The sequence below is a fragment of the Microcoleus sp. D3_18a_C4 genome, from assembly GCF_036702415.1.
Lineage (GTDB): Bacteria > Cyanobacteriota > Cyanobacteriia > Cyanobacteriales > Microcoleaceae > Microcoleus.
Genome location: NZ_JAUBTI010000041.1, coordinates 1 through 14,000 on the forward strand (window position 1 = coordinate 1; position 14,000 = coordinate 14,000).

At 46.1% G+C, this 14,000-nt stretch carries 14 protein-coding genes; 4 read left to right on the forward strand and 10 right to left on the reverse strand.

The features are described 5' to 3' along the window. Nucleotides 1-26 precede the first annotated feature (26 nt). From QUB16_RS18365 to QUB16_RS18395, 7 genes are all read right to left on the reverse strand, one after another. The gene (locus QUB16_RS18365; RefSeq protein WP_333318204.1) at nucleotides 27-545 is read right to left on the reverse strand and encodes a hypothetical protein; all 519 of its coding nucleotides are present in this window, start codon (nucleotides 543-545) and stop codon (nucleotides 27-29) included. Between the two features lie 362 nt (nucleotides 546-907). Beyond that, complete coding sequence (locus tag QUB16_RS18370) at nucleotides 908-1,051, reverse strand: hypothetical protein (RefSeq protein ID WP_333300549.1); 144 nt, start codon at nucleotides 1,049-1,051, stop codon at nucleotides 908-910. A gap of 369 nt (nucleotides 1,052-1,420) precedes the next feature. Beyond that, nucleotides 1,421-1,639 carry a hypothetical protein gene (locus QUB16_RS18375; protein WP_333318207.1) on the reverse strand — a complete coding sequence of 73 codons (219 nt, stop codon included), beginning with the start codon at nucleotides 1,637-1,639 and terminating at the stop codon, nucleotides 1,421-1,423. 141 nt (nucleotides 1,640-1,780) lie between these two features. Then, entirely contained in the window at nucleotides 1,781-2,998 is a 1,218-nt protein-coding gene (locus QUB16_RS18380; protein ID WP_333318209.1) for a DNA double-strand break repair nuclease NurA, read from the reverse strand. Between the two features lie 400 nt (nucleotides 2,999-3,398). Beyond that, nucleotides 3,399-4,193, reverse strand: coding sequence for an HAD hydrolase-like protein (locus QUB16_RS18385; protein WP_333318210.1), 795 nt, complete (start codon nucleotides 4,191-4,193; stop codon nucleotides 3,399-3,401). Nucleotides 4,194-4,543: 350 nt separating this feature from the next. Further along, nucleotides 4,544-5,278 (reverse strand): DUF928 domain-containing protein, encoded by a 735-nt coding sequence (locus QUB16_RS18390; protein ID WP_333318212.1) that lies wholly within the window; start codon nucleotides 5,276-5,278, stop codon nucleotides 4,544-4,546. Nucleotides 5,279-5,419: 141 nt separating this feature from the next. Further along, nucleotides 5,420-6,160: a DUF928 domain-containing protein gene (locus QUB16_RS18395; protein WP_333318214.1), complete on the reverse strand. Its 741-nt coding sequence runs from the start codon at nucleotides 6,158-6,160 to the stop codon at nucleotides 5,420-5,422. A gap of 335 nt (nucleotides 6,161-6,495) precedes the next feature. On the opposite strand from QUB16_RS18395, the gene QUB16_RS18400 reads away from it, so the two are divergent. The 4 genes from QUB16_RS18400 to malQ all read left to right on the forward strand — a co-directional run bounded on the left by QUB16_RS18400 (nucleotide 6,496) and on the right by malQ (nucleotide 11,395). After that, entirely contained in the window at nucleotides 6,496-8,289 is a 1,794-nt protein-coding gene (locus QUB16_RS18400; RefSeq protein ID WP_333318216.1) for a CHASE2 domain-containing protein, read from the forward strand. Between the two features lie 74 nt (nucleotides 8,290-8,363). Next, nucleotides 8,364-9,122, forward strand: a complete 759-nt coding sequence (locus QUB16_RS18405; RefSeq protein ID WP_333318218.1) for a MinD/ParA family protein — start codon at nucleotides 8,364-8,366, stop codon at nucleotides 9,120-9,122. A 175-nt stretch (nucleotides 9,123-9,297) separates the two neighbouring features. Beyond that, nucleotides 9,298-9,423 carry a photosystem II protein Y gene (locus QUB16_RS18410; protein WP_333157538.1) on the forward strand — a complete coding sequence of 42 codons (126 nt, stop codon included), beginning with the start codon at nucleotides 9,298-9,300 and terminating at the stop codon, nucleotides 9,421-9,423. Between the two features lie 463 nt (nucleotides 9,424-9,886). After that, on the forward strand, nucleotides 9,887-11,395 hold the full coding sequence (gene malQ / locus QUB16_RS18415) for a 4-alpha-glucanotransferase (protein ID WP_333318219.1): 1,509 nt from the start codon (nucleotides 9,887-9,889) through the stop codon (nucleotides 11,393-11,395). A 393-nt stretch (nucleotides 11,396-11,788) separates the two neighbouring features. Here the strand turns inward: malQ and QUB16_RS18420 are convergent, their stop codons facing one another. The 3 genes from QUB16_RS18420 to QUB16_RS18430 form a co-directional block, all read right to left on the reverse strand. After that, complete coding sequence (locus QUB16_RS18420; RefSeq protein WP_333318221.1) at nucleotides 11,789-12,670, reverse strand: RodZ domain-containing protein; 882 nt, start codon at nucleotides 12,668-12,670, stop codon at nucleotides 11,789-11,791. Then, the gene (locus tag QUB16_RS18425; RefSeq protein WP_333318277.1) at nucleotides 12,667-13,461 is read right to left on the reverse strand and encodes a pseudouridine synthase; all 795 of its coding nucleotides are present in this window, start codon (nucleotides 13,459-13,461) and stop codon (nucleotides 12,667-12,669) included. The genes QUB16_RS18420 and QUB16_RS18425 overlap by 4 nt, the downstream gene beginning before the upstream one ends. 185 nt (nucleotides 13,462-13,646) lie before the next feature. Next, on the reverse strand, nucleotides 13,647-13,889 hold the full coding sequence (locus QUB16_RS18430; RefSeq protein ID WP_333318223.1) for a hypothetical protein: 243 nt from the start codon (nucleotides 13,887-13,889) through the stop codon (nucleotides 13,647-13,649). Nucleotides 13,890-14,000: the final 111 nt, after the last annotated feature.

The following is a 14,000-nucleotide window of genomic DNA, read 5'->3' on the forward strand; positions in this document are numbered from 1 at the left end:
GGCTTGAGCGTAGTGATTGGTAACAGTCACGCTACGTTCTTAGGGGAGAGTGGTACAGTGATGTATTCCACTCTTACCCGACCATTCTTTTGGTCAAAGTTAAGAGTATCACCCGGAGATGAGGATGAGATATCTACAGAAGTTAACAATACTTCATCCCCCAAAAGATCTGATGCTTCGGCTGTTCCGTTTCCTAAATAGCCAAAGATGCCCAGAGTACCAGGACGGCCTCCTTGGAAACTGGATATCTTATCCTGAAAGATAGCACTACGAATAATTGTGTTAGGAGCAAGAAAAAAGTTGCTAATATTAAATTCAGCAAACCTGGCTGTTACACTACCCGGCCCGTATGACACGTGCTCATCCCCAGGGATAAGCCTAACGTCCTCATAAACACCCATCTGATACAAACTTGCGGTCGCTCCAAATTGGATAGTAGGTGTCAAGGTAAATGTAGCTGCTTTAACTTCTTCGCTTGTTCCCAGAACAAAACCTAGAGCGGTGCAAACAGAGGCAACGGCAACTTTGCGGTATAGATTCTTCATACAAACTACATTTCCTTTTGTACTAAACAACTTGACTAAAAAGCCCATTTAGTAATCAAATTACCTAAATACTAGCTAGCTTACTGAAAAAACCATAATTCTTTATTTAACTTATTCAATCTTAACTAGAAAGTTAGCTGAATCAATGCTCTAAAGAGCAAGTAACGATCGCCATTATCAAAACAGAACCGCTGCGACCATCGCCTCAAACCAAATCATCCATCCATCCATCCACACTCCGAACAATCCCGATGAACAGGTGGCGTTTCCTATTTGGGATAAGTCATTTCGCAGCGGGGACATTGACCAGTAAACAGTGGGTGGGTATCCAAAAGTTCTAACTGTTGTTCCAAAGTCCACCCCTATCTCGGTTGCAGGATGAGTTCGCCGTTGTAGTAGCTTGCACCTTCGGGTTCCCATAGTTCCTCCGGCGGGGCGTTGGGGTTGACGGGGTGACAAGCAGGTTGAAAGCAAAGCTGCGTCAAGGTTTTGAGTTGAGTGACCAAGCGAAAATATCTTCGCGGGCGTGAGTGAATAAAAGAGAATGGCGAGATCATTTGAATCAGGTTCAAGGATCTCTCGGAGGATCTTATGAGTAAGATAAGCCTGTCAATAATCCGCTATCTTTTTTGAGGTTCAGGGGCTTCAATGCTTTTACCATCAAGATTCCAGAGGCGTTGTCACCCCCTCAATGATTTTTCCCCTCTCCCCCTCTCCCCCTCTCCCACTCTCGCCTATGGGTAGCAGCTTATTATATCAAGTCTGATAGTGAATACCCTCTAAGTTGGGTTGAGGAATGAAACCGAACACTATCGATTTTAGATTTTAAATTTGTCCTCGCATCTAAAATCTAAAATCTAAAATCTAAAATCGGATCACTTGCCCGAAATCATTTTCCCCAGGGTTTCCGGCAAGTGAATTATATGTTGGAAAAGCTGATTTGGGCCGATGCCAAACAATAACTGCATCGCCAGCACAATTGCTGCTAAACCAATCGCTGTCCCGATGCTGGCTTTCAATACTTTAAAAGCCCAATTAAAGACTAGCCAAGATACAAGTAAGGAAGCAATTAAGATAATTATTTCTATTGGCATATAACATTTTAACTCTATTTTAACTCTACATAAATTACGTATCAATACCAAAGAAAGCGGGTTTTTTCTCTGTGTTAAAAGCTCAATTTCAGTATTTCCGTAAAAAACCCGCTTTCTGCGTCCAGGACTGTACTTATTACTTTAAGCAATACTGCCGCGCTTCCGTGTTTCCTTATAAGAAATTCCGACATTTTTTAAGCCGGCTTTAATCATTTGCTGCTCTAACAAAGCGAAAAAGCGAGTTCGATCGCCCCCCGTGACTACCGCTTGATTGTGAGCTTCTGCTAGCGTCACCGGATACCCGCCCCCTTTGTGTACCTGAGCCAGCATCATTCCTAATGCTAAATCTAGCTGTGCTGTATCTTGTGCTACCCATTCCGGCACTTCTATTCTAGCAATTTCTGTGCCAACGTGAACGTAACAGAAATAGACGGAATTAAGACCGTACAAATCTAAAATTCGAGCTTGGGATTTCCACAAAGGGCTTCTTTGTCCCGGTGAGAGGATTGTTGCCCACAAGATGGCATCCCGCAAGGGTTCAAATTCTTGACAAGGTGCTTTTTCGGCGAAAGAAATTGTGGCGGCAAATCCGACGTTCGGGCAATTTGTCATGCAGTCTGGGACTTCGTGGGTGCAAGCTTCAAACCGTAAAAAAGATAAGCTTTCGCTGCTGCGAGAAGCGCTTAAGTATCCTAATAGCGGAATTCCTGCTAAACGCAACTTGTCCCAAGCTTCTAAAATTGGTAGCAAAATTTGATCGCGCGCTTCGCTGGGTAACTGTTCCAAAAACCAATAAATTAGGGAACCGTCTACCATTGCTAAAGCTGGCGCGGGCAATTTATTGTCGTTAACTTTTGCCCAATTGCAGCCCATTTCTGCTAAGGCAATTGCTTCGGAAACTGCTCGCCGGTATCCCATCCATTCTTCGGTTCTAATTCCCCACTGTCGCGAACCGTACAAGTCTTCGGGTTTGTAGAAAACCTCGGGTACGCTGTCTAAAACTGGATGGCGGCTTTGTCCGTAGTGCAGCATGACTGTGCCGACGTTTAGCAGGTAGCAGTAGGCTATTTCGTGATGGTTGGGGGAAATTTGCGATCCGTCTGTGGCAAAGACTGTGTGAGAGGCGGGGGGTGCGGTGATGTAGGTACGATCGGACAATGGCTCGATCGGCGTGGCAGCATTGAATAAAGTGCGATCGCGCCAATTCTCTTGCAATTCCACCAATTTTTCCTGTTCCGCTGCAGCCTTTACCAGCAAATTCTGAGCCACTTCCAAACGTTGGCGAGCGGCAGCCGCTTCCACATTCAAATGTTGGCTCATTCCCTGCATTGCCTTGGCTGCTTTAGTTAAATCGAGCATGGGTTTTAAGTCTCAATATTAGAAAGCTTTCAAGCTGAGAAATTATCAAAACACTTTTCAATTTTTTGGTTCCGAAGCTTGTTTTTTTGTCACACACGCGGTTTGATCAACTAAAATACTTCGTACCCGCCCCCAGAAATAGTAAAAAAACCGGGTTTTTGAGGTCAAGAGTACCTGAAAAAAAAAACCTTTTTTTTTGTCGAGATCCTTGCTTTTTTGAGGAATTTCTGTTATATTTATCTTATAATGGGATGGTTGCAAAAATAATATTTTTGCAACCATCCCATTATATTAATATACCATGTCTGCGCCGCAAAAGTCAACAAAAAAGATGTAAAATTTTGTGATTTTTTTTAACTCTGAAAAGCGAAAAAACTCACAACTGTCAACAAATCTAACATCAACAGTCGATCGGCAGCCAATCGGCAAAATCTCCGGCAAACTGGGACAGAGAAAGCAATTGCACTGGTGGATTTTGAGCCACAGATTCCCGTTCGGGCAAAGTATTGTAACCCCAATCAGCCAAAAATAACCTCACCTGAGATAAATCCGGCTGCTGCTTCACCGACAGCAAAGTTTTTAACCTGTCTTCCACAAACCAAATAGTCGAATCTTTGCCAGACGCGGCCAAAAATTCCCGCAAAATTTGGTGTTTCGGCTTGTTGTATTCCTTACCAAAAATCAACTCCGGCGGCATTTGTACGCCTGCTAGCTGCAAAAGTTCCCGCACAAAACGGCCTTCCTTTGTAGTGACGATCGCGACTTTCACCGAACTCTCCTGCAACGAGTGCAAGCGATCGGCAACCCCTGGATAAAAGCGGTGCAAAGACAGCCACCCCGCTAAATCCTCAGCAATCCAATTATCACGCAATCCGTCTAACATAGCGCCGACAGACTGCGCTTTCAAATTATTTTCGGTCAACAAATACGGTACTATAGTGGGCCACTCTAGCAAAATTTGCTCTGGAGAAATTCCTGTCAGCAGTGCGCGGATCAGCAGCGGCATTTCCCAACCGGTTTCGATAGCGGGCCGCACTCGGTAAAAACTCAAAGCTAAATCTGGATCGGGCACTGTTTCGACTGGTTTCCAGATTTGACAGTAGGTACGCCAAGCGGTTTGGAAATATTCGATTAGTCCGTCACAAATCACACCGTCAAAATCAAGAGCTAGAATTGTCGGAAAGTTATTAGCCATCAATCGATTTTAGATTTTAGATTTTAGATTTTGGATTGAAGAATTGGAGAATTGAAGAAAGCGAACTCACTGATGAATCCTGGGACTTGTTATGGGAGCATCTCAGTTTTGTAAAAAGCATTTTTTTTATTGTAGTGCGAGCGTCCCGCTCGCGTATTGTACAATACGCGAGCGGGGACGCTCGCACTGTAAATGCAAAACTGAGATGCTCCGCTTGTTATCGGATACTATTTTTTGGTTGTACCAGGATAAAGACGGGGGCTTGTACCCTGGCTGCTTTCGGTCACTGGATTGAAGCATTGAAGAATTGACTGTGCAAACACTCAGCAATGATTGGTGAAGAGTGCGTATTAAAAAGACTGAACTAGCGGTTGAGCGGCAATCGATTCTAGTCCTTGGGACTTCAACAATTGCGTCCACTCGGTCGTCAGCCGCGAATCATCGGGTGCGAGGCGCCGCATTTCGGCTAGAGTAGCAATAGTCTCGTACCAAATCCCATTTTTAGCATAAGCAATCACCTTAGCCATAGGGTCGGGATTTGCCAAATCGTTCTTGAGATTTGCCGGGGGTTCAATTCGCTGCATCCATCCTTTAACAATATAATCTCCAGAACGCTCCAGAGGAGCGCAGGCTAGTGCAAACGACCACACATATCGCTTACCAACCTCAATATTTTTTGTCTTGTCTTTCTGAGAAAGGCTAACTCCAACAATTCCGGCTTTGTCATTTTTTAAAGTAGTTTCGTAAACTACTTCGGATTCATCTGCGTTTAGCAAAATAAACTCTACTTGAGCTGCCGGTTGAGAAACATATACAAAAAATGTTGGCGACTCTGTTAGCGTTAAACCAATATTGCTTTCAGGTACTAAGGGAGTAATGAATAAGCCATCCCGTAACTTACAGCCTCGATGCGTCCCCCCTTGCCGGTTGTCGGGGGCTGTGACATCAGGAGGTTTGAAATTAACATTCTGACTCAGGAGAATGGGTGCAGGTACAGCCTGCATCGGTGTAAGCAAACTGGGGAGAGTAACGGCGATCGCCAATACAGTCATCACCAGTGAAGTAAAATGTATAAAACGTTTCATTTTTCCACCCACTTGTAAAAATATTTATAGAGCGCATTTCTAATGTTAACCCGGAGTTTTAGCTCCGGGCGCGATCGAGTAAATGGGTCAATTTTCACATCGCCATCGGCAGATCGACCAAACTTCAAGAAATAGCGAGATTTAAAGAGGCGCAACCAGTGGTTGAGCTGCAACAGATTCCAGTCCTTGGGACTGCAACAATTGCGTCCACTTGGCTGTCAGCTTCACATCCCCCGGTGTCTGGCGCCGCATTTGGGCTAAAGTAGCGATAGTTTCGTACCAAATCCCATTTTGAGCATAAACGTTGAGCCTAGTCATGGGGTCGGGATTTGCCAAATCGCTCTTGAGAGTTGCCTGCGGTTCAATTCGCTGCACGAAGCCTTTAACAACTAAATCTGCCGATCGGTCTTCGGGGTCGCAAACCATCGAAAATGACCATACGTATCGCTTGCCAACTTCCAGGGATTTGTTGTTGTCCACTGTAGCAGGAATACTAACTCCAACAATCCCGGATTTGTCAAGTTTAAAGGTTTTTTCGTAGACTACTTTGTCTTCCTTTTCGTTGAGCAAAGTAAACTCTATTTCGGGCGCGGTGTTAGGAATATAGACAAAAATTGTGGGAGAATCTGTTAGGGTTAAACCGATATTAGTTGGAGGCACTAAAGGAGTAATAGATAAACCCGCTGGGCAAAGCTTGTTGCCACGATGTGTCCCTCCTTGTCTGTTGGCGGGGGCTGTTACGTCTGGAGGCTGGAAATCAAAATTTTGACTCAGCAGAAGCGGCTGGGATTGTGCGCGCATCGGTGCAAGTGAAGTGGGTACGGTAGCTGCGATCGCAGATACGGCGACAGCAAGTGTAGCCCGATGTAGAAAACGTTTCATTTTGTTGTACCTTTCAGTATAATTGCAAACACAGGCATTCGCTGATGGCGACAAATATTTTTGAGATGCTAGTCGAGGGCGCAGATACACAATTTAAACCTTTACATATCATCAATAACATTAATTAATTCGATCGGCAAGTGGATTCTCCGTCCGAAAAATCAGATTGCCTCGGTCGCAAGTATCATTGGATACAGTTGCTCGCCACGTACTGTAAATTTTTGTAACAAAGCGGTCGGATTTTCCGAGTGTTCTAAGATGGAGGAAGTCTCTAGCAGGGGGAAATGTGAAACAACTGCTGTTCCAGAAACGAGTCAAACTTTTATGCGGGGATAATGAGTAAAATATCTAACAAAATTCGATCGGCAGCGACTCAATTGAGTCAAAGGTATAAACCATCACTAGCATTGGCTAAGTCTGTATTAATTGCCAGCGCGGCAGTAACATTATCCTTGATGGGGGCCAGACAGCTAGGAATACTCGAATCAGTAGAATTAAGCGCTTACGACCAAATGGTGAGGTGGCGTCCCGATGAACAGCCAGACTCGCGTTTGCTAGTTGTGGGGATTACCGAAGCAGACATTCAGAAACTGAATCAGTGGCCAATATCCGATCGCACAATAGCTGAAATCTTACAAAAACTCGACAAAATGCAGCCGGCAGTCATCGGTTTAGATGTACTGCGAGACGTACCTTTAGGAGAGGGGCGCGAGGAATTAACCAAAGTTTTACAAAAAAGCGATCGAATTATCGGGGTATGTTTAGTCACCGACGGAAGCCCGGACAATCCCGGTTCTCCGCCTGCGCCGGGGCTGCCAAAAAACCGGGTGGGATTTGCCGATTTCGGAGTCGATCCGGGTGGCATACTCCGCAGGGCTTTATTATTTATGAAACCGCCGACAATTGAGGGCAACTCCTCGGCCCAAAAACATCTTTGCAATGACAATTCTCAAGTTTTAGCTTCCTTCAACCTCCAGCTAGCACTCCGCTACCTGCAAGGGCAAAAAATCTATCCCAAACTGGCACCAGATCAATCTTTATGGCTGGGAAACACCCAATTAAAACAACTAGCAAGCAATGACGGAGGATACAAAAATGCCGATGTCAGGGGATATCAAATATTAATTAACTATCGTTCCAGGCGGCAAGTCGCAAACCAAGTCAGAATTACCGATGTTTTAGAAGGGAAAGTTGACCCAAATTTAGTTAAAGATAAAATAGTTCTCATCGGTTACACCACAGAAACCGTTAAAGATTTATTTTATACTCCTTACAGTGGGCGACAGCAAAGCAACCAATTCATGCCTGGTATCGTGGCACACGCACAAGTAGTCAGCCAAATTTTGAGTACAGTTTTAGACAACAGACCGATGTTTTGGTTTTGGCCGGAATGGGCAGAAATCTTGTGGATTTCGGCATGGTCAATTGTGGGAGGAACCTTGGCATCGCGGATGGCTCACCCAGCGAAGTTGACAGTGACATTCGGAGCGCTGCTGTCGGGGTGCTGCGCGCTCAGCTTTGGGATTTTTCTGTTGGGAGGGTGGGTGCCTGTGGCAGCGCCAGCCTTAGCATTAATCTTAACTGGCGGTAGCATAGTATCAGCAGAGAGATTTAATAAAGCCGGATACGGGAAAGCAATTAGCGATCGAGTAAAACAAGTCTTCAAAATCGAAATAGACCAAGCCAAAAAAGAACAGCAAGTCGCAGAAATCACAGAATCTGATTTCTTTAAAGAATTGCAGCAAAAGAAAGATAAACTGAGGATTAGCAAACAAGAAACCTCTGAAAAAACACCTTCCGAACCCCAAGAAATAACTGCAAGTACCCCAGAGCTTCCCAAGGCCGAAAGTCAGACAGACGACTACCTAGCTCAGTTGCAGGAAAAAGCCAAACAGCAGAAGCAGCGCGCCGCCGTGACTGAATCGGAAAGCGACTCTCAAACGGGTGTCCCGATCGATACCCGTGGTGGTGCTGCTAGTTCAGCCGAAACCAAACTCGATGACGAGTTGAGCGATTTGCAAACCAAAGCCAAACAGATGCGGCAGCGCAGGGGCGCCCAAAAGATGATAAAAGATGAAAAAATTGATACTTTCACAGATAAGGAGGATTTGGGGGGGAAGGAAGAATGACCGACAACTCTACTGCATCATCGAGAATTGCATCATAATGGGTTCTCGCAGTTTCTTACCCTAATACGCAGATCATGTCCAAAATCATCTCTGTCCACTCTTACCGGGGCGGAACTGGCAAATCGAACACGACAGCAAACCTGGCATCTATTATCGCTCGCGGCGGAAATCGGGTCGCCATTGTGGACACAGACATTCAATCACCGGGGATTCACGTGCTGTTCGGTTTCAGCGAGAGCAACATGGATCGCTGCCTGAACGATTACCTGTGGGGCCGCTGTCCGATCGCCGATACGGCCTACAATGTGAGTTCGCTACTGCCAAAATTAGCCAGTAACGGCACCCTCTACCTGATTCCTTCGAGCATTAAAGCAGGGGAGATAGCGCGAGTTTTGCGGGAAGGCTACGATGTGGGACTGCTTACCGACGGCTTTCAAGAACTGATCGAGGTTTTGAACTTAGACTACCTATTTATAGACACGCACCCGGGGCTCAACGAAGAAACCCTCCTCAGCATCACCATTTCCGACATCCTGCTGCTGATTCTGCGTCCGGATCAGCAAGATTTTCAGGGAACGGCTGTCACGGTAGATGTAGCCCGCAAATTAGAAGTTCCCAAGATTTTGATGACGATCAATAAAGCCCCTGAATCCCTAGATTTCGAGGATTTGAAGCAACAAGTAGAGAGTATTTACAACATCCCAGTGGCAGGGGTACTGCCCCACAGCGACCAGATGATGCTGCTCGCCAGCAAGGGAGTGTTTGCGCTGCACTTCCCTAACGACCCTCTAACTAAGGTTGTGGAAGGGATTGCCAAACAGATTGTGGGATAATTGGTGCAGCGAATGCCGATCGCCCGCCCAGGAGTTTCGCTTTCGCTCTCCATTCCTGCGGAGCGATGTCCTCCTGCGTAGCCCGAATATTTGGTTAAAGAGTCAAGAGAATCGCGACAAAATGAGATACAAATAGATTATGAGAATTTGTTAAAAAACTTTAGGAGGAGAACTCATGGAATTTGACTTCCGCATACTAATAGTATTGATGCCCGTATTGTTGGCGGGCGGCTGGGCTGCTTACAACATCGGCAGTATAGCTCTCAAACAAGTGCAGAAAATGTTGAACAAGCAAGCTTAAACTCAGCCTCTTTTCAGGTAATTCCGCAGCCGACTGTTTTTTGAGATACAAAACAGTCGGCTGATTTGTGCATGGGCTCTGCTTAAGTGATGGCTGATTTTTGGCGGGCAATTTACGACTGCAGACAGATAGGGCGAAAATAACAGAAAAGTTATATTGAAAGATTAGGTAGAAACCGGGTACGCTCAAGCAAAATACTTTGTTGCAGCAAACGAGCCTGGGTAAAAAAACCTAGCTGTGAAAGCAGGGCGATCGTGTAAGTTCGGATTTTGATTTTTTGAACTCTACTCAGGATTTATGAGTAGAGTTCCATAAAAATATTTGGTAAGCACGTTATCGCAGAAAATATGAGACAATCACAAAAGTATTTGCCCTAACAATCGCCCTAAAAACTACGAAGTTTAACTCGTAGGGAAGATAGGTCAAATTGTCAATGTTAAATTCCTATATCTTTAGATAGATTATGCTTTTTCCCCGATCGAGCGGCATGCTAGTCCACCCCACATCCTTTCCCAGTCGATTTGGCATTGGGGACTTGGGAATAGAAGCATATCGCTTTATTGACTTTTTAGTTGAGAGCGACCAGCAATACTGGCAGGTATTGCCGCTGGGCCCGACAGGATACGGAAATTCTCCTTATTCGTGCTATTCAGCAATGGCGGGAAATCCGCTGCTGATCAACCCAGAAATGCTGCGGGACGCTCAATGGCTCGCCGATGAAGACTTCGCTAATTTACCAGAATTTCCGCTCGATTATGTAGACTTCGAGCGGGCGATCGCCCTGAAAGTGCCTTTGCTAAAAAAAGCTTGCGAAAACTTCAAAGCCAAAGCATCCCCGCTCCAGCAAAAAGAATTCTCAGGTTTTTGCGAAAGCAAAGAGAATTGGCTGGAAGATTACGCCTTATTTATGGCACTAAAAGATCACTTTGGCGGTGTTAGCTGGAACAATTGGGAACCAGAAATTGCCCGTAGAGAGCCAGAGTCGCTAGAGAAGTGGCGCCAGCAGCTAAATGCTGAGATTTATTACTACAAATACGTCCAGTTTGAGTTTTTTCGCCAGTGGACCGAGTTGAAAGGCTATGCTAACATGCGGGACATTAAAATTATTGGCGATATTCCGATTTATGTAGCTCACGATAGCGCGGATGTATGGTCTAATCCAGAAATATTTTGCTTGGATGAAGCCACCGGAGAAGCAGCTTTAATGGCCGGAGTTCCCCCAGATTACTTCAGCAATACAGGTCAATTGTGGGGCAACCCCGTATACAATTGGGAGAAGTTGCAAGCCACTAATTTCGAGTGGTGGGTGCAGCGTTTTGAAGCGATTTTCGCTTATGTAGACGTGACTCGGATCGACCACTTTCGAGGATTTGAGGCTTACTGGGCGGTGAAGCGCGGGCAAGAAACTGCTATGTACGGAGAGTGGATTAAAGCGCCGGGAACAGCTTTGTTGGATCTAATTAATGAAAAGTTTGGCAACTTGCCAATTATCGCGGAGGATTTAGGGGTAATTACTCCAGAAGTGGAAGCTTTGCGAGATCGGTTCGAGTTTCCGGGAATGAAGATTTTGCAGTTTGCTTTTAACTCAGGCCCGGGGGAGCCTTTTTTGCCTTTCAATTACGATCGCAACTGCGTAGTTTACACCGGCACTCACGACAACGACACGACTGTCGGATGGTTCAATCAACTGCAACACTACGAAAGAGATGACGTTTATCGTTATTTGGGCTGCATCGATCCCCAAGGAATTCACTGGTCTTTAATCCGCATGGGTTGGATGTCTGTTGCTAATTTGGCAATTGTGCCGTTTCAAGACTTGTTGGGTTTGGCTACAGACGCGCGGATGAATTTTCCGGGGAAAGCAGAGGGAAATTGGGGCTGGCGGTATCGACCTGAAGCTTTGAATTGGGAAGTGCGCGATCGGCTCAAAACTATGACTTACATCTCCGGGCGCGCTCCTAATAAACATTGATTGTCGGTAAGGGGTAGTTGGTAGTCGGTAATTGCTAATTGTTAATGGGTAATATCAAATCTGTTAGCATCGGAATTATTCCTATCTCTATTCTCTTCATCGGCGTGAATCTGCGTCAATCCCTTGTCCGGGGCGGTTCAGAAATTCTATTTTTTTCACCGCAGATGAGGGCAGATGCAACACAAATTAACGCAGATGAGTTAGAGCTATTCCGGTTGCACCCTCCCTGATTCTTGATTGGTGACTGGATGGATTTGACTATTCCGAGGCAACCGGATTTGATCTAATGGGTAATTGGTAATTGGTAATGAGTGAATCAAGACGGACATTCTAATTAAACTCTGTGGACTGCCCCCTATTACCTATTACCCATTAACCATTACCAATTAACACTCAACCTTCATTCTTGGGCGGTGCTGAAGGATTGAGTTCGTTGGCTTTAAACACAACTTCTTTGGCGACTCCAGGGGCTCCGAGTGGTTCGGCTTGTCCGTTATTAACAGCAACCATTACCCCGCCGGCGTTACCTGCTACCACTACTAATTGCTTTTGAGCCCCCCAAGTGCGAACAGTCCCGGTCGGCAAAGTTCCCTCAAACTCTGTTTTACCATCGACTTCAACCTGCATCCACGATTCTGCTTTAAAAGTGACGTTAACCATCACTGGTTTATTGCCAGATTTATTTGAATTTTGACCGGTTCTTACTGCTTCGACAGCCTCGTAACTATCGGGTTTCTGATTTTGTGAGGCTCTCGATGCCTCAGCAGCGGCGCGAGCTTGTTCTTGCTGACCAAGCGCTAGTTCTTCGGCTCCCGCACCGTTTTTTGCGGTAATAGAACCGCTCATCAACTGAGATAAGACATTGACCGAACAGATAATTAGAAATGTGTAAAAGAGGTAGAGGTGCATCGGCCGCAACTGAGGCCCATCTTGCCAGGATAGCTTGGTTCTCGATCGGGGCGGCGGTTCGATCGGGAAAAATTCGGCAAACTGATTTGGGTCCAAACCCATTGCTTCAGCGTAGCGCTTGATCAAACCCTGAGTGTAGACGGGTTCGGGAAGTTGGTCGAGTTGACCGTCCTCGATTGCTTGTAGCAGATTCCGCCGAATCATTGTTACCACGGCTACTTTGTCCAAACAAATCGACTGCTGTTCGCGGTACTGACGGAGTTGAGTTCCAATTTCCGCTAGCTTCTTCTGAGCTGTTTCTGGCTCTTGGGAGTGCAGTTTCTGCTTAGTTGTTTTGAAGAATAAAAACAATAAATTCTTTGTCATATGCTGTGCTCCGGGGAATTTACTGGCACGCTTATTGATGTTAGGTTGACTAGATTCCATAAATAAATAATTTCCGCATCTTCTAGGGGTCGGCAGCAGCCTGGTGGCAATATTGGCGCACCGGGCCGCTGCAATTGAATCGGGCCAATGGCTGTGCGGTGCAGGCGCACCACGGGATATCCCAACAGCTCGGCTGTTCGCCGAATCTGTCGGTTTCTGCCTTCTGATAGAATTACTTCTAACAGAGTTTGGTCTTGCGCGCGATCGATAACTTTAACTTTCGCGGGCAAAGTTTTTCGGCCGGACAAGATGATGCCCTGACGCCACGTTTGTAGTATGGGTTCCGGGGGATCGCCGCTCACCCAAACCTGATAAGTTTTGGCGATCGAGTGACGCGGATGGGTCAAACAAAATGTCAGCTTACCATCATTGGTGAGCAAGAGGGCGCCGGTGGAATCTGCATCTAAGCGTCCTACGGGGTGGATGCCTTGACCGGATCGCAGTTGTGGTGGCAGCAAGTCAAGAACTTTCGATCGGGCCCTTGGATCGCTGCAAGTAGAAACTACGCCTGCAGGTTTGTTGAGCAACAGATAGACCTGTGCGGGTCGATCCGTTGGTTTCACCGGGACTCCATCGACTTGGATGAGATCGCGATCGGGATTCGCTTTTTCTCCTAACCGAACAATATTGCCATTAACTCGGACTCGTCCAGCTACAATCATCTGTTCTGCAAGACGACGAGAGGCAATGCCCCACTGGGCGAGGATTTTTTGCAGCCTTTCATCAGACATGACGGGAGTGTGGAAATCCCCAACGAACCAGCGGTGGGGAGGAAACACGACACGGTTAATTGATTAACCGTACTAGCAATGCTCAATTCCTGATTGGGAATAAATTATAATGCTGACCAATTATTACAGGACGGCCAGCCTGGCACAGATTGTCCTTGTGCCCGGTGCAGATTGTCCTGATGGCATTACCCTGAATGCTGTGCAAAAACTACGAAAAGACTCGCGGCAGGCACAGGTTTGCACCGTTGGTTTGCGGCTGGTGTGAGAGGTGTGGGTCTGACCCGACCATAAACCAACACTACCATAAATCCCGTACTGCTGGTTAAATTTATACGCTCGATCGCGAATTTTTCATCGGGATCGCACAACTCGTGAACTACCCAAAGAGCCCAAGGCGACAAAGCTGAGAATTTTTCTGCTTCTGGCATGGCTGATGCCAGATTTCTGCTTGATTTTGGAGTTAATCGGACTTGTGTTCATCAACCCGGTTTCTCAGGAAAATCAGAGGTTGACGGCGATATATCTGTGCAGAAACCGGG